This window comes from Streptococcus mitis (assembly GCF_047464035.1).
Lineage (GTDB): Bacteria > Bacillota > Bacilli > Lactobacillales > Streptococcaceae > Streptococcus > Streptococcus mitis_DX.
In genome coordinates this window covers 123,333-142,333 of record NZ_JASHCQ010000001.1, presented here as the reverse complement: position 1 = coordinate 142,333, position 19,001 = coordinate 123,333, and the positions used below count along the sequence as shown (strand labels likewise).

Sequence of the window (19,001 nt, the reverse complement as noted above, 5' to 3'; positions counted from 1 at the left end):
TTCCTCCCTTTTTATGTTATATGAATGTTAACTAAATAAAGTATTTATTAGCTTAATCCGTGTTCTTTAATAGCTGCTTCAATGTTGTCAAATACTGGAGCACTCATAGCTGGGATACGGAATAAGATTGGTCCAGCTTCGATAACTGGAATACCTGGGTCAAAACCAAGGTCTGTAGCAGCAATTGGTGTAAAGATGTCATAACCTTTGATAAGATCTTCGTTAACGTCTTTTACCATGACTGCATCACAGTGAACATCAAAACCGCGGTTTGAAAGTTCTTCTTCAAGAGCACTTTTAATTTGGTGGCTTGAGTTAACACCTGCACCGCAGGCAGCAAGAATTTTAATCATATGGATTTCCTCCGATTTAATATTTTTAATAGACAAGATTAAGCAATTGCTTCAGCAATATAAGCATAGAGAGCTTCTGGTTCAGAAATTTTTGATAGGTCTTCAAGATGACTATTTCCAGTAAAGAAGTCCATCAACTGAGCAAGAATGTTCGTTTGACTTGAACTTGAGTTATTAATGATAAAGAAGAGCAAGGATACTTCTACTTCCTTATCTGGCGCTATCATATTGTGGAAAGTCACTGGTTTTTCTAATCGAACGACCACAACTTTTTCGGCTAGATTATGAACAATATCTGTGTGAGGAATAGCCACATTCGGCAAATCCTTACCCAAAAATTCCATATCTAGGCCAGTTGGAAATGACTTTTCACGCGTGATCAAGGCTTCACGATAAGTTGGAGTTACGATTTCTCGTTCTTCCAATAAAGTTGCTACCTGATCAAAGAGATGTTCTTGATTATCCGCTTCTAAGCAAAACACAAGGTTTTTGTCAAAGAAATGATCTAATCCCATAAGGTTTTCCCTTCTTTCCATTAACTTTATGCTATAAGTATAACACTATATGAAATCGTTGTCAATAATTTTTTGTTGTTTTTTGTCCTTTTTTCAATTATTTTGTTTATTTTTATATTTACAACCAAAAACAAACATTTAAAACAAACACTTTAAACGATTTAATCCTATTATAAATGCAAAAAAACAGGCCTATTTAAGCCTGTTTTACTATTGATTCTTATGTAAGTTTCCTGTGAACAAGAAAAACAATTATGATAACTTATTCTTCATCCATACTCAAGACGCTAAGGAAGGCTTCTTGTGGAACTTCTACTGATCCGATAGCTTTCATGCGTTTCTTACCAGCTTTTTGTTTTTCAAGGAGTTTGCGTTTACGAGAAACGTCACCACCGTAACACTTGGCAAGTACGTTCTTACGAAGGGCCTTGATATCAGTACGAGCGACAATCTTGTGTCCAATTGCTGCTTGGATAGGAACCTCAAATTGTTGACGAGGAATAATTTTCTTAAGTTTATCAACGATGAGTTTCCCACGTTCGTAGGCAAAGTCCTTGTGAACAATAAAGCTGAGGGCATCCACCTTGTCTCCGTTGAGAAGGATATCCATTTTCACTAGCTTAGATGGGCGGTACTCTGACAATTCATAGTCAAAGCTTGCATAACCGCGAGTTGAAGACTTAAGCTTATCAAAGAAGTCAAAGACGATTTCAGCCAGTGGAATTTGATAGATAACATTGACACGGTTATCATCGATATAATCCATAGTCACAAAGTCCCCACGCTTGCGCTGAGCTAGCTCCATCACTGCTCCGACGAACTCCTGTGGTACCATGATCTGCGCCTTAACATAAGGCTCTTCAATGGTCGCAATCTTAGTTGGGTCTGGAAACTCAGATGGGTTAGACACATCCATAGACTCACCGTCGGTCAAATTAACTTTGTAAATAACAGACGGAGCTGTCATGATGAGGTCAATATTGAACTCACGCTCTAAACGTTCCTGGATAACATCCATATGAAGAAGTCCAAGGAAACCACAACGGAAACCAAATCCAAGTGCCTGAGATGTTTCTGGTTCAAATTGGAGACTAGCATCATTCAGCTGCAATTTTTCAAGGGCTTCACGCAGGTCATTGTACTTGTTTGACTCGATAGGATAGAGACCCGCAAAGACCATAGGATTCATCTGTTTGTAACCATGTAATGGCTCTGCCGCAGGATTGGTTGCCAAGGTAACGGTATCACCCACACGAGTGTCTTGAACCGTCTTGATAGAAGCCGCAATATAACCAACGTCACCAGTCGCAAGGAAATCACGACCAACTGCTTTGGGAGTAAAAATACCAACTTCTGTCACATCAAAGGTCTTACCATTGCTCATAAGCTGAATCTTATCACCAGGTTTGACAACCCCATCCATGACACGAACTTGGAGGATAACCCCACGGTAAGCATCGTAAACAGAATCGAAAATCAAGGCCTTAAGTGGTGCCGTCACATCACCTGTTGGTGCTGGTACTTTTTCTACGATTTGCTCGAGGATTTCTTCAATCCCAATACCAGCCTTGGCAGAAGCCAAAACTGCTTCACTGGCATCCAAACCAATGACATCTTCAATCTCTGTACGCACGCGCTCAGGGTCTGCAGCCGGCAGGTCAATCTTGTTAATGACTGGCATGATTTCCAAATCATTATCCAAAGCCAAATAAACGTTGGCAAGGGTTTGAGCCTCAATCCCTTGAGCAGCATCAACTACCAAAATCGCTCCCTCACAGGCAGCGAGAGAACGTGAAACTTCATAGGTGAAGTCTACGTGCCCCGGCGTGTCAATCAAGTGGAAAATATAAGTTTCCCCATCTTTTGCAGTATAATTCAGCTCGATGGCATTTAACTTAATGGTAATCCCACGTTCCCGCTCTAAATCCATACTATCCAAAAGTTGAGCTTGCATTTCACGACTGGATACTGTCTCTGTCTTCTCCAAAATGCGGTCTGCCAGAGTCGATTTTCCATGGTCAATATGGGCGATAATAGAGAAGTTACGAATCTTCTCCTGTCGTTTTTTCAATTCTTCTAAGTTCATGATTCTCTTCCTTTCAGGGTATCTATTTATTATAAATTGTTTTTGACATTTTGACAAGACCATACCCTGCTAGGAGTACTAATCTTCAGCGACAAAGCCGTCATTTTCGATAAAGTGGTGTTCTGTCATTCCTTGGTCAGTAAAGACAATCCCATGAAGGACACCACCATAGACAGCTCCTCCGTCCATCCCAATCTTACCATCTTCTGTAGTCCAAAGCTCAGCTGTACCTCGGTCTTGCTTTAACAAACCATAAACCGGTGTATGACCAAAGACAATAGTTTTCCCAGTATGATTTTCTGCTTCGTGGAATGGTTTTCTAAGCCATACTTTCTTGTAATCTGTGGTTTCATGCCAGTCGCCCAAGGTTAAATCAATACCTGCGTGAACAAAGATATACTTATCTGTCTCTACCACAAATGGCATTTGACGAATAAATTCGACCAAGTCTGCCGCTTCGGTAGCAACACGCTTGGCATCCTCAACTCCATCAACTGGGGCATCCAAGGGACGACCTAGGATAGAGTTAATGGTTGTATCTCCACCATTGCGACGATAGTGGTCATAGCTTTCTTCTGGGTTATCTAGCCATGTCAAAAACATATACTCGTGGTTTCCTGACAAACAGATAGCCCCTTGATTATCGACCAAGTCCTTAACCATCTCTAGGACACGGCGACTATCTTCACCACGGTCAATCAAGTCCCCTAGAAAGAGCAACTTGGTCTGACCATCCCATGTTTTGAGAAGGTCTTCCAGCATCCCAGCTTTTCCGTGAACATCTCCAATAACATAATGGTCTGTCATCTTATTTCTCCCTGTTTCTCAACAATTCTCTGGCTTGCGTCAGGGCTGCTTCCGTCACATCATCACCTGCCAGCATCTTGGCAACTTCCTCAACTCGCTCTTCAACCGTCAAGAGACGAACAGTCGAAACCGTTGAATGCTCATTGCTAATCTTCTCAATAAAGAATTGATAATCCGCAATCGCAATCACTTGTGGCAAATGGGAAATAGCCAGAACCTGACCATGCTGACCAATCTTGTGAATCTTCTGTGCAATAGCCTGAGCTACACGGCCTGAAACTCCCGTATCCACCTCATCAAAGACAATGCTGGTCTTGCCTTCTTTACGTGAAAAGGCAGACTTTATGGCTAGCATGAGACGAGATAATTCCCCACCAGATGCAACCTTAACCAAGGGTTTAAAGTCTTCACCAGGGTTGGTTGAAATGTAAAACTCGACCATTTCATTTCCCTCACGACTGAATTTGCCCTTGCTAAAACGAACCTGAAACTGGGCTTTTTCCATATAAAGGTCTTGCAGTTCTTGCTTAATCTCAGCTTCGAGCTGCTGAGCCAAGTCATGACGAGCAGATGCAAGCTGACCTGCCAAGTCGACAAGATTGACTTCCAATTTTTTAAGCTCTGCTTCCATGTCCTCAGACGAAAGGTTATTACCTGTCAATAGATTGTATTCATCTGTAATTTTGGCAAAATAAAGCAAGACATCGTCTACAGTCCCACCATACTTACGAGTAATGGTATGAAGGAGGTCCAAACGATTCTCAACCTGCATGAGGCGATTGCCGTCAAAATCAAGGTCCTCAATAATAGCTTCCAGACGCTTGCTAATGTCTTCTAAGACATAGTAGGTCTCAGATAGTGAGCTTGAAATTTCACGATATTCCGGGTCATACTCTTCGACACTTTCCATGTCATTCATGGCTGAACGAACATTAGCTAGACTTGAAAAGTCTTCATTGTCCAACATACTGTAGGCATTGGTCAGCGTATCCGCAATATTTTTATGGTTAAGGAGTTTCTCTCTCTCTTGGTTAAGAGTCAGGTCTTCGCCAGCATGTAAGTTTGCCGCCTCAATCTCTGCCATTTGAAATTCCAACATTTCGATACGTGCCTTGTGTTCCTGTTGGTTTTTCTTGACTTCCAGAACCTGCTTACGCATTTTTCGATAAGCATCAAAACTCGTTTGATAGGTTTCTTTCAATTCCCAAAAAGCTACGTCCCCGAATTCATCCAACATCTGGATATGCAGTTGAGGACGCATTAACTCTTCTTGGTCATGCTGACCATGAATGTCCACAAGATGTTGCCCAATAGCACGCAAAACAGACAGATTGACCATCTGGCCATTGATACGGCTGATACTACGACCATTTTGCAAGATTTCTCGACGGATGATAATCTCATCACCCAATTCTAAACCTTGCTCATCGAAAATTTCCTGCAAAAGGCGACTATTTTCAACGGAGAATAGTCCCTCAATCTCTGCCTTTGGCGCACCATGACGAATAACATCTATCGTCGCACGAGCTCCCAACATCATATTCATGGCATCAATGATAATCGACTTCCCTGCACCCGTTTCACCAGTCAGGACAGTCATCCCTTTTTCAAAATTGAGGGAAATAGCCTCAATAATGGCAAAGTTTTTTATCGAAATTTCAAGTAACATATAGACCTACCAATTTTTTACTTGTTCAAAGATTTCCTCAGCTAGACTTTCACTTCTGGCAATGACTAAAATCGAGCTATCATCAGCCAAACAGCTAAAAATCTTGTCCGCAAAAGTCTCGGTTAACTGATCTTTTACAAAAGCCGTATTTCCTGGGATAACCTGGAGATTAATCATCTTGTCCATCAATTCAGCTGACTCAATATTGTCTTCAGCCAGTTGCAAACTTTTTACGATTGATTTTGGCAATTCGTAGACATATGTGTTATCTCTCAAAGGAATTTTGACAATACCTAGCTCTTTGATATCCCGTGATACCGTTGCCTGAGTGGCTGTGATTCCTGCCTCTTTCAAATGTTCTACAATTTCTTCTTGCGTGCCGATTTGATAATCTGTCACAAATCGTCTAATTTTTTCAAGTCTCTCTTTTTTATTCATTTTTAAATTGACTATGCGCCCTCTCTACTACTTCTTCAATATCAGCAAGAACCTGATTACTTGCTGACTCTTCTTTTTTCAAATACGCTAAAAACTCAATATTCCCATGACCACCTTGGATAGGAGAAAAGTCCAAACCAAGGACTGAAAAACCTTCCTCTACTGCCATTGTTGTAACAGATTCAAGGACATGTTGATGAACCTTGGAGTCTCGAATGATTCCATTTTTCCCAATCTGCTCACGGCCTGCCTCAAACTGGGGTTTAACCAAAGCCACGACCTGACCTTGATCTGCCAAGACACGGTGCAAGGCTGGCAGAATCAAACTTAGGGAAATGAAACTCACATCAATGCTGGCAAAGCTCGGTTCCTGATCGAAATCACTCTTTTCAGCATAGCGGAAATTAAACTGCTCCATGCTGACCACTCGTGGGTCTTGGCGTAATTTCCAAGCCAACTGATTGGTACCGACATCGACTGCAAAGACCAACTCGGCACCATTTTGCAACATAACATCGGTAAAGCCACCAGTAGAGGCCCCGATATCAATCGTGGTCGCACCATCTACTGACAAATCAAAGACCTGCAAGGCCTTCTCCAATTTCAAGCCACCACGACTAACATATTTGAGTTTCTCCCCCTTGAGTTTTAACTCAGTGTCATCGGAAATTTTCTCTCCTGGTTTATCAAAACGTTCTCCATTCAGGACTGCTACGACTAGACCAGCCATGACACCGCGCTTGGCTTGTTCTCGCGTTTCAAACAAGCCCTGTTTATAAGCTAGTACATCCACTCTTTCCTTAGCCATTGATTCTCAAACTTTCTACTACTCTTACAATCGATTCTATCTCAAAGGGAATCTGCTGGGCAATTTCTTCTAATTTGGCATTAGCTTGATCCAAGGTTTGGTTACAAAAGGCAATAGCCTCTTCCAAGCCCAACAAGGCAGGATAGGTTGATTTTTCTGCCTGTAGGTCCTTTTGTGGTGTCTTGCCGATTTCCTCAAAACTAGCTGTCACATCAAGCACATCGTCTCTGACTTGAAAGGCCAATCCAATCAATTCACCAACAGTTTTCAGTTTTGCTTGTATTTCAGGAGCCAATTCAGCTATAATAGCAGCTGCCTGGAAGGGATAGGCTAGTAGTTTCCCAGTCTTATTGGCATGAATGGTCTGGAGTTCTTCCAAAGACAAATGCTGGTGTTCGCCTTCCATGTCCAAAACCTGCCCTGCTACCATGCCCAGACTACCTGACGCTAGGGATAAGTTGGCAATCAAGTCTACCTTAATCTGACTTGGCAAACCTGCCTGCGCTATCAAGGCGTAAGGATCTAGGAATAAAGCATCTCCAGCCAAAATTGCCATAGCTTCACCAAATTTCTTGTGGTTGGTCAAGTGTCCCCGACGGTAATCATCATCATCCATAGCTGGAAGATCATCGTGAATCAAGCTCCCTGTATGAATCATTTCCAAGGCCGCAGCCACCTGCGCATGTGCTGGTTTAATAGCGACCTGCAAGGCTTCCAGAACTTCTAACAAGAGAAAAGGTCGAATACGCTTGCCACCAGCATGAATGGAATAGAGAACAGATTCCCGTAAGCTAAAAGCAAATTGCTGATCCCCATAGAAATTTTCCAAGGCTGACTCAACAAGTGCTAATTTTTCTTGTTTGTTCATTCAAAATCACTTTCTGTTCCGTCTTCTTGCATAACCTTAACCAAAGTTTTTTCAGCCTTGTCCAAGGTAGCTTGAAGTTCTTTTGATAAGAGCATGCCTTTTTGAAAGGCCGCAATCGCATCTTCCAAAGCAATTTCACCATTTTCCAAACTTTGGACAATGGTCTCCAGTTCTGCTAGATTTTCCTCAAATTTCTTTTGTTTTGACATCTTTAACCTCTAATTCTACTTGACCATCTCGCATCAAAAGCGTCACTTGGTCATTTTTCTTCAAGTTCTTAACCGAATCGACAACGGACTCTTCTTTTTTGACAATAGCATAACCACGCGCCACGATTCGACTGGTATCTAACATCAGTAGGGCTTCTGAAAGTCTTTTGACTTCAGCAACCTTGGCATCATAAACCAGCGCCATTTGGCTACGGACGAGCTTGTCCAACTGGCCTAGACGATCGTGATAACGTTGGATTTTGGTAACGGGTGATAATTGTACCAGTCGATGCGTCCTTGCTTGGACGACTTGTTTGTTATCAGAAATCCGTGTACGTAAACTTTGTTTTAAGCGCAATTGCAGTTGATCCAAGCGTTGCAAATAGCCATCATACAAGCGCTCTGGCTGTCTAAAGATGACTGACTGACTACATTTTTTCAAAGATTCTTGTTTCTTCGATAGGACATTTCGGACTGCCGTAGCCATCCGTTTTTCCTGATTTTGCAAATGAGCCAATACATCCAACTTGGGCACAGGTGTTGCCAGTTCAGCAGCAGCCGTTGGCGTTGCAGCTCGTCGATCTGCCACAAAATCTGCCAAGGTCACATCCGTCTCATGCCCCACACTAGAGATAACTGGTAAACGAGATTCAAAAATCGCTCGTACCACAATCTCTTCGTTAAAGGCCCAAAGGTCCTCGATAGAACCTCCACCACGACCAATAATCAGCAAATCCAAATCGTCCCGTTGATTAGCACGCGCAATATTGCAAGCAATTTCCTCCGCAGAACCTTCACCTTGAACCTTAGTTGGATAAAGTAAGATATCGACACCTGGAAATCGCCTGCTGACGGTCGTGATAATATCTCGAATAACGGCTCCACTGCGACTGGTTACTACACCAATTCTCTTAGAAAATTGAGGCAGAGGTTGCTTGAAGCGTTCTTGAAACAGGCCTTCTTCTGTCAATTTTTTCTTGAGTTGTTCAAACTGAATCGCAAGCGCCCCAACCCCATCAGGCTCTGCCTTTTCAATGATAATGGAGTAGCTACCACTTGGTTCGTAAACCTGTACACGCCCAATCACATTGATTTTCATTCCTTCTTCCAGATCGAAACCTAATTTCTGATAAATCCCAGACCAGATGGTCGCTTGAATAACGGCATGGTCATCTTTCAGGGAGAAGTATTGGTGAGTAGGTCGTTTACGAAAGTTGGAAACTTGACCAGTTAAATAGACCCGTTCCAAGTAAGGGTCTTTATCGAATTTCATTTTCAGATACTTAGTCAAAGTTGTTACCGATAAATACTTTTCCATCTCCACCTACTATTCATTTTTTTGCTCTTTCATGGGTATTATTATACCAAAAATATGCCTAAAAATCTCCATTTATGTACCATTATGAGGGAAAAATAGAAAAAGGAGGCAAGGCCTCCACGTCTGATTATTTGCTGTTTCGAGCTTCTTCCAAAATCTTTGCAATCTTGGTCGTCAACAGGTCAATAGCAACTGTATTGCTGACTCCCTCAGGAATGACGATATCAGCATAACGCTTGGTTGGCTCGATAAACTGATGATACATAGGTTTAACTACACCTAAGTACTGGTCAATGACGCTATCAAGGCTACGGCCACGCTCTTCCATATCACGCTTGATACGACGAATAATGCGCACATCATCATCCGTATCCACAAAAATCTTGATATCCATCAAATCGCGCAGACGCTTGTCCTCCAAGACCAAAATCCCCTCAACGATAAAGACATCTTGAGGCTCTTGACGATAGGTTTTGCTGCTTCGTGTATGCTCTGTATAGTCATAAGTCGGAATGTCCACCGGACGCCCTGCCAACAACTCCTTAATCTGCTCGATCATCAAGTCTGTATCAAAGGCAAAAGGATGGTCATAGTTGGTTTTGACACGCTCTTCAAAGGTCAAATGAGACTGATCCTTGTAGTATGAATCATGTTCAATCATGGAAATCTTTTCATCAGGGAAGTGCGATAAAATGGCTCTTGAAACACTGGTCTTACCACCACCAGAACCACCTGTAACCCCGATAATGATTGGTCTATTTTGCATGCTATCCTCCGTTTTTTTATCCGTGGTCTATTCTATCACATTTTTTCCAAAATTTATAGTCTGATTTGAATAGTCTATGAGGAAGAATTACATTCCCAAACCTCAGTTAGACTAGCTAAAAACCTTCCTTGGCTTATATAGATTATCTTGTTTCTCTAGAATGGCTAACAATGTATCACCTTCAAAGGCAGCTAATTCTTGTTCTGTTTGTTCGAGCTCTATAAAACGACCAAAGCGTACTTCTGTAGCCTCTTCTGGAGTTAGTAAAACTTTGACAAGGTCGCCTGTCCCAATCTCTAGAGGATGGAGAAAGTCTAATTGACCAGCCTCCACTTTTTCAGCAATTTCTTCCAAGGTAAGAGCATCTTCTAGTTGCAAACCAGCTGCACTAGTACGAGTTAACTGAGACATATGGGCCGCATAACCCAATTTTTCTCCTAAGTCAACAGACAAGGTACGAATATAAGTTCCCTTACTGCATTTCACACGAAAAGTAAAGCGTGCAAGATGACCCTCATAAGAAATTGGACTTGTTCGTTCAAATTGATAAATGGTCACCTGACGTTCTGGACGTTCTACTTCTTGGCCAGCACGCGCATACTCATAAAGCTTACGACCATTGACCTTGACAGCCGAATACATAGGTGGAATCTGAGTAATAGGTCCTGTCAGACTGGCGATTGCTTCATCAACAAGCTTTTCATCCAAGGGCGATAAAACAGGTGTCTCTGCGACCACTTCTCCACTGGCATCCTCAGTCGTCGTGGAATAGCCCAGAGTGATTTCCCCCTTATAGACCTTGCCCTCGTCCTGCATAAACTCGACCATGCGTGTCGCCTTGCCAACCGCAATGGGCAAAACACCCACCACATCCGGATCCAAGGTCCCACCATGACCAATCTTCTTAGTTTCCAAAATCTTACGCAGTTTAAAAACCGCATCATGCGAGGTCATCCCCGCTTCTTTTTTTAAGTTGATAATACCGTTCATATTTGCTTTCTCACTCCCCCTTCAGTGCTTCAAACTTCGCTTTCATGGTTGGATTTTTACGTGTCAATTTCTTGACAGAGACATCTTCCAGCTTATTATTAGCCAGACGGAGTTGGTTTTCAGATGTTGTCAGGAATTTCTTAACCTCTTCCATGCGTTTGATGGCCTTGTCGATTTCATCAATAGCTTTGCCAAAGTTAGTCGAAGCTGAGTTATAGTTCTTAGCAAAGGCCTGTTTAAAGGCATCCAAGTCTTCTTCAAAATGAGTAATGTCGATATTTTGCTCACGTACCAAAGCCAACTCCTGCTTATATTTAAGAGAGTTAAGCGCAGCATTACGCAAGAGCCCAATCAACTGGATAAAGAATTGAGGACGAACCACATACATCTTTTCATACTCGTGGCTGACATCAACAATCCCCGTATTAAAGTAGTCATTATCGGCCTCAAGCATAGTCACCAAAACCGCATATTCACAGTTCTTCTCCCGACGGTCCTTGTCCAATTCCTTGTAAAAATCTGCATTCTTGTGCTTCTTCTCTGTTCCGTCCGCTTCATTTTTCATCTCAAACATGATGGAAATGATTTCGACTCCATTTTCATCACTCTCACGGAAGATAAAGTCACCCTTAGACCCACGCGCAGAGACCTTGTTATCCTTCTCAAAGTAAGCATTTGGAAAGGCAAAACTGCGTACCTTATTAAACTCACTCTCTGCATACTGTTCCAGACTTTCCCCAATCGCTTTTGTAGATTGTTGGGCTTTGAAATTCTTATAAAATTCGACTTGTTCACTGGCTGCTTTGAGCTGTGCTTCATAGTTTTGTTTAACAGAAGCAAGAGATAGTTCGTTTTCTTTTTCTTGCAAGAGAAGCTGATTTTTAACCTGGTCTCGTTCTTTTTCTAGGTCAGAAAGGGTCTTCTGTAGTTGATTTTCATGTTCCAAACGCAAGGTGGCCAATTGGTTTTCCAAGGCCTGCACTTCCTTGTCCTTTGCTAATAAGACCTGATAGCTTGTCTGTTCAATCTCTTTCTTGGCTAATTCTTTTTCTGTATCAAAGTTTTGGATTTGACTCTGTAATTGCGCAATTTCTTGGTCTTTTTGAGCTAGTTTAGTCTGTTGCTCATTCATGGCCTTTTGCTCAGCCAAGGCCAGTTCCTGCTTCATGCGATTGTGCAGTTCCTTATCAAACTCTGCTGTTCTCACTTGGGATAAAAGCTCAGCATACTGGCTTTCATTTACTGTAAAGACTTCCCCACAGTTGGGGCATTTGATTTCGTTCATATCGTTCCTCTTCCTAGACTTCTGTAACCATTATATCATGCCTGAGGGAAAATCAAAAACAGTGAGTCGAAACCCCACTGTTTATCTTCTTTTTCTTTAAATTTTTTCCAAGGCTAAGCGCAAGTCTTCAATCAAATCTTCTACATTTTCAAGACCGATTGACAAGCGGATTTGGTTTGGTGTAACTCCTGCTGCTTCTAGGTCTTTTTCTGACAATTGACCGTGAGTGGTTGTTGCTGGATGGACAACAAGCGATTTAGCATCTGCCACGTTTGCTAGGTCAGAAAAGATTTCCAAATTATCAATGACCTTGCGAGCTTCTGCCTCCCCACCTTTGACATGGAAGGTAAAGATTGAGCCCACACCTTTTGGCAAGTATTTCTCAGCCAAAGCATGGTAAGGACTATCTGCCAATTTTGGATAGTTAACTTTTTCTACCTTAGGATGGTTGACAAGGAAATCAACAATTTTCTCAGCATTTTGTACATGACGTTCCACACGAAGTGAAAGGGTTTCAAGTCCTTGGAGCAAGAGGAAGGCATTAAATGGTGACAAGGCTGCACCTGTATCACGGAGCAATTGAACACGAACAGCGATAATAAAGGCTGCTGCACCCACATCACGAGTATAGCTCAAATTATGGTAACTTGGATCTTCCTCAACAAATTGAGGGAATTTCCCTGAAGCTGCCCAGTCAAAACGACCGCTATCGACAATCACTCCACCAATAGTCGTACCATGCCCACCGATAAACTTAGTCGCAGAGTGAATAGCAATATCTACACCGTGAGTGAAGACGTTAATCAAATAAGGTGTAGCAAAGGTATTGTCCGAAACTAGTGGAATCTGGTGTTTATGCGCAATCTCAGCCAATTTTTCCAAGTCAGGAATGTTTATCAAGGGATTCCCCAAGGTTTCAATCAAGACAAGCTTGGTATTGTCATTGATAGCGGCTTCCACTTCCTCCAAATTATCCACATCGACAAAGGTTGTTGTGATCCCATAACGAGGAAGGGTTTCCTTCAAGAGATTGAAGGTTCCACCGTAAATAGTTGATGCTGCTACAACATGGTCACCAGCATGGGCAAGTGCCAAAATCGTATAAGTCACTGCGGCCATACCTGATGCTGTTGCAAGAGCTCCGACACCACCTTCGAGAGCTGCAATTCTTTCTTCAAAAGCAGCCGTTGTAGGATTTGTAATACGAGTATAGATATTACCTGGTTTTCTCAAGGCAAACAAATCCGCACCTTCCTGCGTATCATCAAAAACAAAGGATGTTGTTTGATAAATCGGAACTGCACGAGACTTGGTAGCTGGATCCACAACTTGACCAGCATGTAGTTGCAAAGTTTCAAATTTAAAATCACGAGTCATAAAACGACCTCCAAATAGTTTGATTAAGGATATTGTAGCACCTTAAGTTATAGTTTACAAATATCAGTTTTCTATATTTTGATATAAGAAATAGCTATTACTCTATTTTAAAAACGAAAAAAGCACGACTCAATCGTGCTCATTTTCTTAATCTACATAAGTATCTTCGTTTTTATTGAGGAAGGCATATGGAAGACCCATCAAGAGACCACCACCAATGAAGTTTCCAATGAAGGTTACACCCCAGTGGCGAAGCATATTCCCAACACCGAAGTTAGCAATTGAATCAGCAGCAACACTGAATTTTACAATTGCGAAAGAAGCAAAGTTCGCAGCAATGTGCTCGTTTGTTAAGAATACAAACATGTAAATCGCTGACAACACAAGCCAAAGTTTAGCACCGCCATCTTTGACCAAAACAAATGAAAGAATCGCAATATTTACGAAAATATTTGCCAAAATCGCCTCAAGCAAGATTAATTCATTTGAACGGCCTAACTTCATCTCAACAACACCTGAAATGAAACTATCGTGAGTCAGATGTGCATAAGCTGCTGAGTGGGCAAAGCCCCAACCTGCTATCAAAGCCCCGATAAGGTTGAACAGGGTACAATAAAGTAAAATCTCAGCTGTCTTTCTCCAAGAGATTTTTTTCAAGAAACTACCAGCAGTCAAGAACATCATGTTTGATGTTACCAACTCGGCATTCAAGAAAACAATGTAGGCCAAGCCCCAAGCAAAGACAAATGGGAAGAGGAAACGTCCACTACCTGGTGCAATTTTATTAATCAAGTCAGCCCCAACTGCACCAGCAGCTGTACTGAAGGTTAAAAATGCACCTGCGAACATAGAACGAATCGCATACTTAAATTTGCTTTGACTATAAAGACTTTCCTTCTTCTTGCAAGCAAATTCAATCTTTGAGATAAATTCTGAAGAAACCATAATAAACTCCTAAAAATTTTTTACATGATAATTATATCACAAACTTTAGAATTAAGGAAGCGTTTTCTGTATTTCATAACAGTATATTTTGAAACTCAATCTATAAAAATCAGTAAAACCTAAGATTTTACTGATTTATCTTTAATAACGTTGTTTATATGGTTGATTGAAAGCTGTTAGAATTTCTTCAGGTGTTTGTGAATAATCTTTTGTATCTTTCAAGTCACCTTTTACGATAATACGTTCTGTCGCATCATAGTCAACACAGGTTACAAGTGTGATTTCATCAACTCCACTACGGTCATCAATCTCATCGACGCGATCTGGAGTCACATGCTTGACCTCATGAATGACATAAGTATAAACCTTATCCTTATCGGTTAGATAAATTTTCATTCCATTTTTAGCACGTGATAATGGAGAAAAGAGCATTTGGCTGGCATTTTCCGCCGTGAAGATGTGATGGCTCGCAAGTGAATAGTTTCCTTTCCCCATCACTTGATCACGCTTCATTGTACCAGCTCCATAGAAGAGATTGACATTATCAAGCCCCTTAAAAATAGGCAAGTTAATTTCTACCTCAGGAATAGCAATTCCACCAATAACTGGCAATTTTTGCGAATCCCATTGTGAGGATAAGACAGCTTCTGACGAGATGGCTTTTACGGAATCAAAGTCAAAATTCCCTTCTGTATCTTGATTTTCTTCCAATTTTTCTTTTGATACCTGGCTGACTTGGTATTTATTGGTATTCCAAACCATGAACATATCACGAATTTTTGAATTGAAAATCAAAGCTATTGACAAGATGATTAAGAATCCTGCCAAGATATTGATTAGTAAATTTTTACGATTTATTTTCTTTTTATTCTTTTTATGAGACATTATGCTTCACCTTCTGTTTCGTTTTCTGTCCCAACTTCTTCTTTTTCTGCAGCTGCAACCGTAGTAAAGGTTACAATTTTAGCATCTTGGTCCAGGCGCATCACTTTAACTCCCATAGTTGAGCGACCTGTTTGTGAAATATTGGTAACGTTGGTTCGAATCATGACACCTGTATCAGTGATAATCATCAAATCTTCATCACCTTTTACTGTCATAAGACCAGCAAGAGAACCGTTCTTTTCTGTAATCTTAGCGGTTTGCATCCCTTTACCACCACGACCTTTAGTTGGATATTCGGTCGCAACTGTGCGCTTACCATAGCCCTTTTCTGTGATGATAAGAACCTCGTCCTGGTCTGTAATCACACTAGCACCAACAACTGTGTCTCCGTCACGAAGGTTAACACCTTTCACACCAGTGGCGATACGACTCATACCACGAACGGCTGATTGATTAAAGCGAATTGAATAACCAAACTTGGTACCAATGATAATGTCCGTATCCTCTTCTGTCAGTAAGACATTAATCAACTCATCTTCATCCTTGAGGTTAAGTGCTTTAAGTCCATTCTGACGGATATTAGCAAATTCCTTAACGCTGGTTCTCTTCACAATACCATGACGGGTTGTGAAGAAGAGGTAAGCATCATCACTACGTTCAGACTCAACATTGATGATGGTTTGAATACTTTCGCCTTCATCCAATTTCAAAAGATTGACAATTGGCAATCCCTTAGCAGTACGGCCATACTCAGGAATTTCATATCCTTTCAGGCGATAGACGCGTCCTTTATTTGTGAAGAAGAGCAGGTGATCATGAGTGCTAGTCGACACTAACTCACGAACAAAATCGTCATCCTTAACACCAGTTCCTTGAACACCACGTCCACCACGTTTTTGAGCGGTAAACTCAGCTTGGTCCAGACGTTTGATGTATCCTTTGTTAGAAAGAGTGATCAAGACATCAGCTTCTTCAATTAGATCCTCATCTTCAAGACTCAAGACTTCACCAACCATCAATTCAGTACGACGTTGGTCGCCAAACTTACGCTTGACTTCATCTAATTCATCCTTGATAATTTGAGAAACACGTTCTGGCTTAGCTAGAATATCTGCTAAATCTGCAATCAGAGCCAACAAGTCATCATACTCAGACTGAATCTTATCGCGTTCCAATCCTGTCAAACGACGAAGACGCATATCAAGGATGGCTTGACTTTGACGCTCAGAAAGCTTAAACTTACTCATCAACTCGGCTTGTGCTTCCGCATCCGTTTCACTAGCACGGATGATGCGGATCACTTCGTCGATATGGTCTAATGCAATCAAGAGACCTTCTAAAATATGAGCACGCGCTTCTGCTTTTTCCTTATCAAAACGAGTACGACGAACAACCACCTCTTTTTGGTGCTCAATATAAGCATCCAAAATCTGACGAAGAGACAAAATCTTGGGTACACCATTTTGGATAGCAAGCATATTAAAACCAAAGTTGGTTTGCATCTGGGTCATCTTGAAGAGGTTATTGAGAATAACATTGGCCGAGGCATCACGTTTGACCTCGATTACGAAACGAACCCCTTCGCGGTTTGACTCATCACGTACTGCTGTGATGCCCTCAATACGTTTTTCCTGAACCAAACGAACAATATGCTCATGCACCTTGGTTTTATTGACCATATAAGGAAATTCTGTTACAATAATACGCTCACGGCCAGTCTTAGTTTCTTCAATTTCAGTACGTGAACGAAGGACAATAGATCCTTTACCTGTTTCATAAGCCTTATGAATACCTGATTTCCCCATAACAAGAGCACCAGTTGGAAAATCTGGCCCAGGCAAGACTTCCATCAAGTCCTTAGTGGTCACTTCAGGATTGTCCATGACCAACTTCACAGCATCAATAGTTTCACCCAGGTTATGAGGTGGAATATTGGTTGCCATCCCAACAGCAATACCAGTTGCTCCATTAACCAAAAGATTAGGAAAGCGTGCTGGCAAGACCAAGGGTTCACGTTCATTGGCATCATAGTTATCAACGAAGTCAACAGTATTTTTATTGATATCACGAAGCATCTCTAGAGCAATCTTGCTCATACGTGCCTCAGTGTAACGCTGGGCGGCAGCACCGTCTCCATCCATAGAACCAAAGTTTCCATGTCCATCGACAAGCATGTATCGGTAACTCCACCATTGAGCCATACGGACCATGGCTTCATAGATAGAGGAATCCCCGTGTGGGTGATATTTACCCATGACATCCCCTGTAATACGAGCAGATTTTTTATGAGGTTTGTCTGGAGTAACACCCAATTCATTCATTCCATAGAGAATCCGACGGTGAACAGGTTTTAAGCCATCTCGAACATCAGGAAGGGCCCGCGCTACGATAACACTCATGGCGTAGTCGATAAAGCTCGTCTTCATCTCCTTTGTCAGATTGACATTCACTAAATTTCTATCCTGCATTAATAAATGCCTCATTTCACTATTAGTAATTAACTATATTATACCATAATGTCCGCCATATTTCAGGTATCTAAAATCGCTAAAACGTTTACATCAAGAACTGCAAGGCATATCCGTGACAAAGCTTTTCAAAAGTGATAAAATTGAAATAACTGGGGAAATCCCTGAATAAAATTAAGGAGATGTTTAGAATAATGACTTCAACTAAACAACACAAAAAAGTTATCCTTGTCGGTGATGGTGCTGTAGGTTCTTCTTACGCTTTTGCACTTGTTAACCAAGGAATTGCACAAGAGCTTGGAATTATCGAAATTCCACAATTGCATGAAAAAGCTGTTGGTGATGCGCTTGACCTTAGTCACGCCCTTGCCTTCACTTCACCTAAAAAAATCTATGCAGCTCAATACTCTGACTGTGCAGACGCTGACCTTGTTGTAATCACTGCAGGTGCACCTCAAAAACCAGGTGAAACTCGTCTTGACCTTGTAGGTAAAAACCTTGCTATCAACAAATCAATTGTAACTCAAGTTGTTGAATCAGGTTTCAAAGGTATCTTCCTTGTTGCTGCTAACCCAGTTGACGTCTTGACTTACTCAACTTGGAAATTCTCTGGATTCCCTAAAGAACGCGTTATCGGTTCAGGTACTTCACTTGACTCAGCTCGTTTCCGTCAAGCACTTGCTGAAAAATTGGATGTTGATGCTCGTTCAGTGCACGCCTACATTATGGGTGAACACGGTGACTCTGAGTTCGCTGTTTGGTCACACGCTAACATCGCTGGTGTAAACCTTGAAGAATTCCTTAAAGACACTCAAAATGTTCAAGAAGCTGAATTGATTGAATTGTTCGAAGGTGTTCGTGATGCTGCCTACACAATCATCAACAAAAAAGGTGCAACATACTACGGTATCGCAGTAGCTCTTGCTCGTATCACTAAAGCTATCCTTGACGATGAAAACGCAGTACTTCCACTTTCAGTATTCCAAGAAGGTCAATACGGAGTTAAAAACGTCTTTATCGGTCAACCAGCTGTTGTTGGTGCACACGGTATTGTTCGTCCAGTAAACATCCCATTGAACGACGCAGAAACTCAAAAAATGCAAGCATCTGCAAATGAATTGCAAGCTATCATTGACGAAGCATGGAAAAACCCAGAATTCCAAGCTGCTTCTAAAAACTAATTTAGATAGAAAAAACTCCTTGAGTCATCAGGG

Annotated in this window: 18 protein-coding genes; 1 reads left to right on the top strand and 17 read right to left on the bottom strand. The window is 41.5% G+C overall.

From position 1 onward, the window contains the following. Positions 1-47: 47 nt before the first annotated feature. The 17 genes from QM818_RS00600 to gyrA all read right to left on the bottom strand — a co-directional run bounded on the left by QM818_RS00600 (position 48) and on the right by gyrA (position 17,787). Positions 48-353, bottom strand: a complete 306-nt coding sequence (locus tag QM818_RS00600) for a PTS sugar transporter subunit IIB (RefSeq protein WP_000590547.1) — start codon at positions 351-353, stop codon at positions 48-50. A gap of 38 nt (positions 354-391) precedes the next feature. Then, a complete protein-coding gene (locus tag QM818_RS00595) occupies positions 392-868 on the bottom strand; it encodes a PTS sugar transporter subunit IIA (RefSeq protein ID WP_000521976.1) in 477 nt (158 codons plus the stop codon). Positions 869-1,130: 262 nt separating this feature from the next. Beyond that, complete coding sequence (gene lepA, locus QM818_RS00590) at positions 1,131-2,954, bottom strand: translation elongation factor 4 (protein ID WP_001047207.1); 1,824 nt, start codon at positions 2,952-2,954, stop codon at positions 1,131-1,133. A 78-nt stretch (positions 2,955-3,032) separates the two neighbouring features. Further along, a complete protein-coding gene (locus tag QM818_RS00585; RefSeq protein WP_414299784.1) occupies positions 3,033-3,761 on the bottom strand; it encodes a metallophosphoesterase family protein in 729 nt (242 codons plus the stop codon). A gap of 1 nt (position 3,762) precedes the next feature. Next, on the bottom strand, positions 3,763-5,430 hold the full coding sequence (recN, locus tag QM818_RS00580; protein WP_414299783.1) for a DNA repair protein RecN: 1,668 nt from the start codon (positions 5,428-5,430) through the stop codon (positions 3,763-3,765). A 6-nt stretch (positions 5,431-5,436) separates the two neighbouring features. After that, a complete protein-coding gene (locus tag QM818_RS00575) occupies positions 5,437-5,868 on the bottom strand; it encodes an arginine repressor (protein WP_261032108.1) in 432 nt (143 codons plus the stop codon). Then, entirely contained in the window at positions 5,861-6,676 is an 816-nt protein-coding gene (locus tag QM818_RS00570) for a TlyA family RNA methyltransferase (RefSeq protein WP_261032111.1), read from the bottom strand. Before QM818_RS00570 ends, QM818_RS00575 begins: the two co-directional genes overlap by 8 nt. Continuing rightward, a complete protein-coding gene (locus tag QM818_RS00565; protein WP_414299782.1) occupies positions 6,669-7,544 on the bottom strand; it encodes a polyprenyl synthetase family protein in 876 nt (291 codons plus the stop codon). The genes QM818_RS00570 and QM818_RS00565 overlap by 8 nt, the downstream gene beginning before the upstream one ends. Further along, positions 7,541-7,753: an exodeoxyribonuclease VII small subunit gene (locus tag QM818_RS00560; protein WP_000043225.1), complete on the bottom strand. Its 213-nt coding sequence runs from the start codon at positions 7,751-7,753 to the stop codon at positions 7,541-7,543. Before QM818_RS00560 ends, QM818_RS00565 begins: the two co-directional genes overlap by 4 nt. Then, entirely contained in the window at positions 7,731-9,071 is a 1,341-nt protein-coding gene (gene xseA, locus QM818_RS00555) for an exodeoxyribonuclease VII large subunit (RefSeq protein WP_414299781.1), read from the bottom strand. Before xseA ends, QM818_RS00560 begins: the two co-directional genes overlap by 23 nt. Before the next feature lie 127 nt (positions 9,072-9,198). Beyond that, positions 9,199-9,837, bottom strand: coding sequence for a uridine kinase (gene udk / locus QM818_RS00550; protein ID WP_001181376.1), 639 nt, complete (start codon positions 9,835-9,837; stop codon positions 9,199-9,201). Positions 9,838-9,948: 111 nt separating this feature from the next. Beyond that, a complete protein-coding gene (gene truB, locus QM818_RS00545; RefSeq protein ID WP_261032127.1) occupies positions 9,949-10,827 on the bottom strand; it encodes a tRNA pseudouridine(55) synthase TruB in 879 nt (292 codons plus the stop codon). Between the two features lie 10 nt (positions 10,828-10,837). Continuing rightward, positions 10,838-12,112, bottom strand: coding sequence for a DUF2130 domain-containing protein (locus QM818_RS00540; protein ID WP_261032128.1), 1,275 nt, complete (start codon positions 12,110-12,112; stop codon positions 10,838-10,840). A gap of 96 nt (positions 12,113-12,208) precedes the next feature. Continuing rightward, positions 12,209-13,489 carry an O-acetylhomoserine aminocarboxypropyltransferase/cysteine synthase family protein gene (locus tag QM818_RS00535; RefSeq protein WP_261032132.1) on the bottom strand — a complete coding sequence of 427 codons (1,281 nt, stop codon included), beginning with the start codon at positions 13,487-13,489 and terminating at the stop codon, positions 12,209-12,211. 147 nt (positions 13,490-13,636) lie between these two features. Further along, on the bottom strand, positions 13,637-14,434 hold the full coding sequence (locus QM818_RS00530; RefSeq protein WP_000254773.1) for a formate/nitrite transporter family protein: 798 nt from the start codon (positions 14,432-14,434) through the stop codon (positions 13,637-13,639). Between the two features lie 141 nt (positions 14,435-14,575). Continuing rightward, positions 14,576-15,319 (bottom strand): class A sortase, encoded by a 744-nt coding sequence (locus QM818_RS00525; protein WP_261016640.1) that lies wholly within the window; start codon positions 15,317-15,319, stop codon positions 14,576-14,578. Next, positions 15,319-17,787 (bottom strand): DNA gyrase subunit A, encoded by a 2,469-nt coding sequence (gene gyrA / locus QM818_RS00520; RefSeq protein WP_261032141.1) that lies wholly within the window; start codon positions 17,785-17,787, stop codon positions 15,319-15,321. Before gyrA ends, QM818_RS00525 begins: the two co-directional genes overlap by 1 nt. 194 nt (positions 17,788-17,981) lie before the next feature. Between gyrA and QM818_RS00515 the strand changes: the two genes are divergently transcribed. Then, positions 17,982-18,968, top strand: coding sequence for an L-lactate dehydrogenase (locus QM818_RS00515; protein WP_000204729.1), 987 nt, complete (start codon positions 17,982-17,984; stop codon positions 18,966-18,968). The last annotated feature ends 33 nt before the right edge of the window (positions 18,969-19,001 follow it).

What these genes read in the sequence shown, in the direction of transcription:
- xseA (WP_414299781.1), bottom strand. Translation starts at nt 9,071, where the DNA reads ATGGAAAAGTATTTATCGGTAACAACTTTGACTAAGTATCTGAAAATG.
- QM818_RS00565 (WP_414299782.1), bottom strand. Translation starts at nt 7,544, where the DNA reads ATGAACAAACAAGAAAAATTAGCACTTGTTGAGTCAGCCTTGGAAAAT.
- gyrA (WP_261032141.1), bottom strand. Translation starts at nt 17,787, where the DNA reads ATGCAGGATAGAAATTTAGTGAATGTCAATCTGACAAAGGAGATGAAG.
- udk (WP_001181376.1), bottom strand. Translation starts at nt 9,837, where the DNA reads ATGCAAAATAGACCAATCATTATCGGGGTTACAGGTGGTTCTGGTGGT.
- QM818_RS00585 (WP_414299784.1), bottom strand. Translation starts at nt 3,761, where the DNA reads ATGACAGACCATTATGTTATTGGAGATGTTCACGGAAAAGCTGGGATG.
- QM818_RS00530 (WP_000254773.1), bottom strand. Translation starts at nt 14,434, where the DNA reads ATGGTTTCTTCAGAATTTATCTCAAAGATTGAATTTGCTTGCAAGAAG.
- QM818_RS00535 (WP_261032132.1), bottom strand. Translation starts at nt 13,489, where the DNA reads ATGACTCGTGATTTTAAATTTGAAACTTTGCAACTACATGCTGGTCAA.
- QM818_RS00515 (WP_000204729.1), top strand. Translation starts at nt 17,982, where the DNA reads ATGACTTCAACTAAACAACACAAAAAAGTTATCCTTGTCGGTGATGGT.
- truB (WP_261032127.1), bottom strand. Translation starts at nt 10,827, where the DNA reads ATGAACGGTATTATCAACTTAAAAAAAGAAGCGGGGATGACCTCGCAT.
- QM818_RS00575 (WP_261032108.1), bottom strand. Translation starts at nt 5,868, where the DNA reads ATGAATAAAAAAGAGAGACTTGAAAAAATTAGACGATTTGTGACAGAT.
- QM818_RS00600 (WP_000590547.1), bottom strand. Translation starts at nt 353, where the DNA reads ATGATTAAAATTCTTGCTGCCTGCGGTGCAGGTGTTAACTCAAGCCAC.
- QM818_RS00570 (WP_261032111.1), bottom strand. Translation starts at nt 6,676, where the DNA reads ATGGCTAAGGAAAGAGTGGATGTACTAGCTTATAAACAGGGCTTGTTT.
- QM818_RS00595 (WP_000521976.1), bottom strand. Translation starts at nt 868, where the DNA reads ATGGGATTAGATCATTTCTTTGACAAAAACCTTGTGTTTTGCTTAGAA.
- recN (WP_414299783.1), bottom strand. Translation starts at nt 5,430, where the DNA reads ATGTTACTTGAAATTTCGATAAAAAACTTTGCCATTATTGAGGCTATT.
- lepA (WP_001047207.1), bottom strand. Translation starts at nt 2,954, where the DNA reads ATGAACTTAGAAGAATTGAAAAAACGACAGGAGAAGATTCGTAACTTC.
- QM818_RS00540 (WP_261032128.1), bottom strand. Translation starts at nt 12,112, where the DNA reads ATGAACGAAATCAAATGCCCCAACTGTGGGGAAGTCTTTACAGTAAAT.
- QM818_RS00560 (WP_000043225.1), bottom strand. Translation starts at nt 7,753, where the DNA reads ATGTCAAAACAAAAGAAATTTGAGGAAAATCTAGCAGAACTGGAGACC.
- QM818_RS00525 (WP_261016640.1), bottom strand. Translation starts at nt 15,319, where the DNA reads ATGTCTCATAAAAAGAATAAAAAGAAAATAAATCGTAAAAATTTACTA.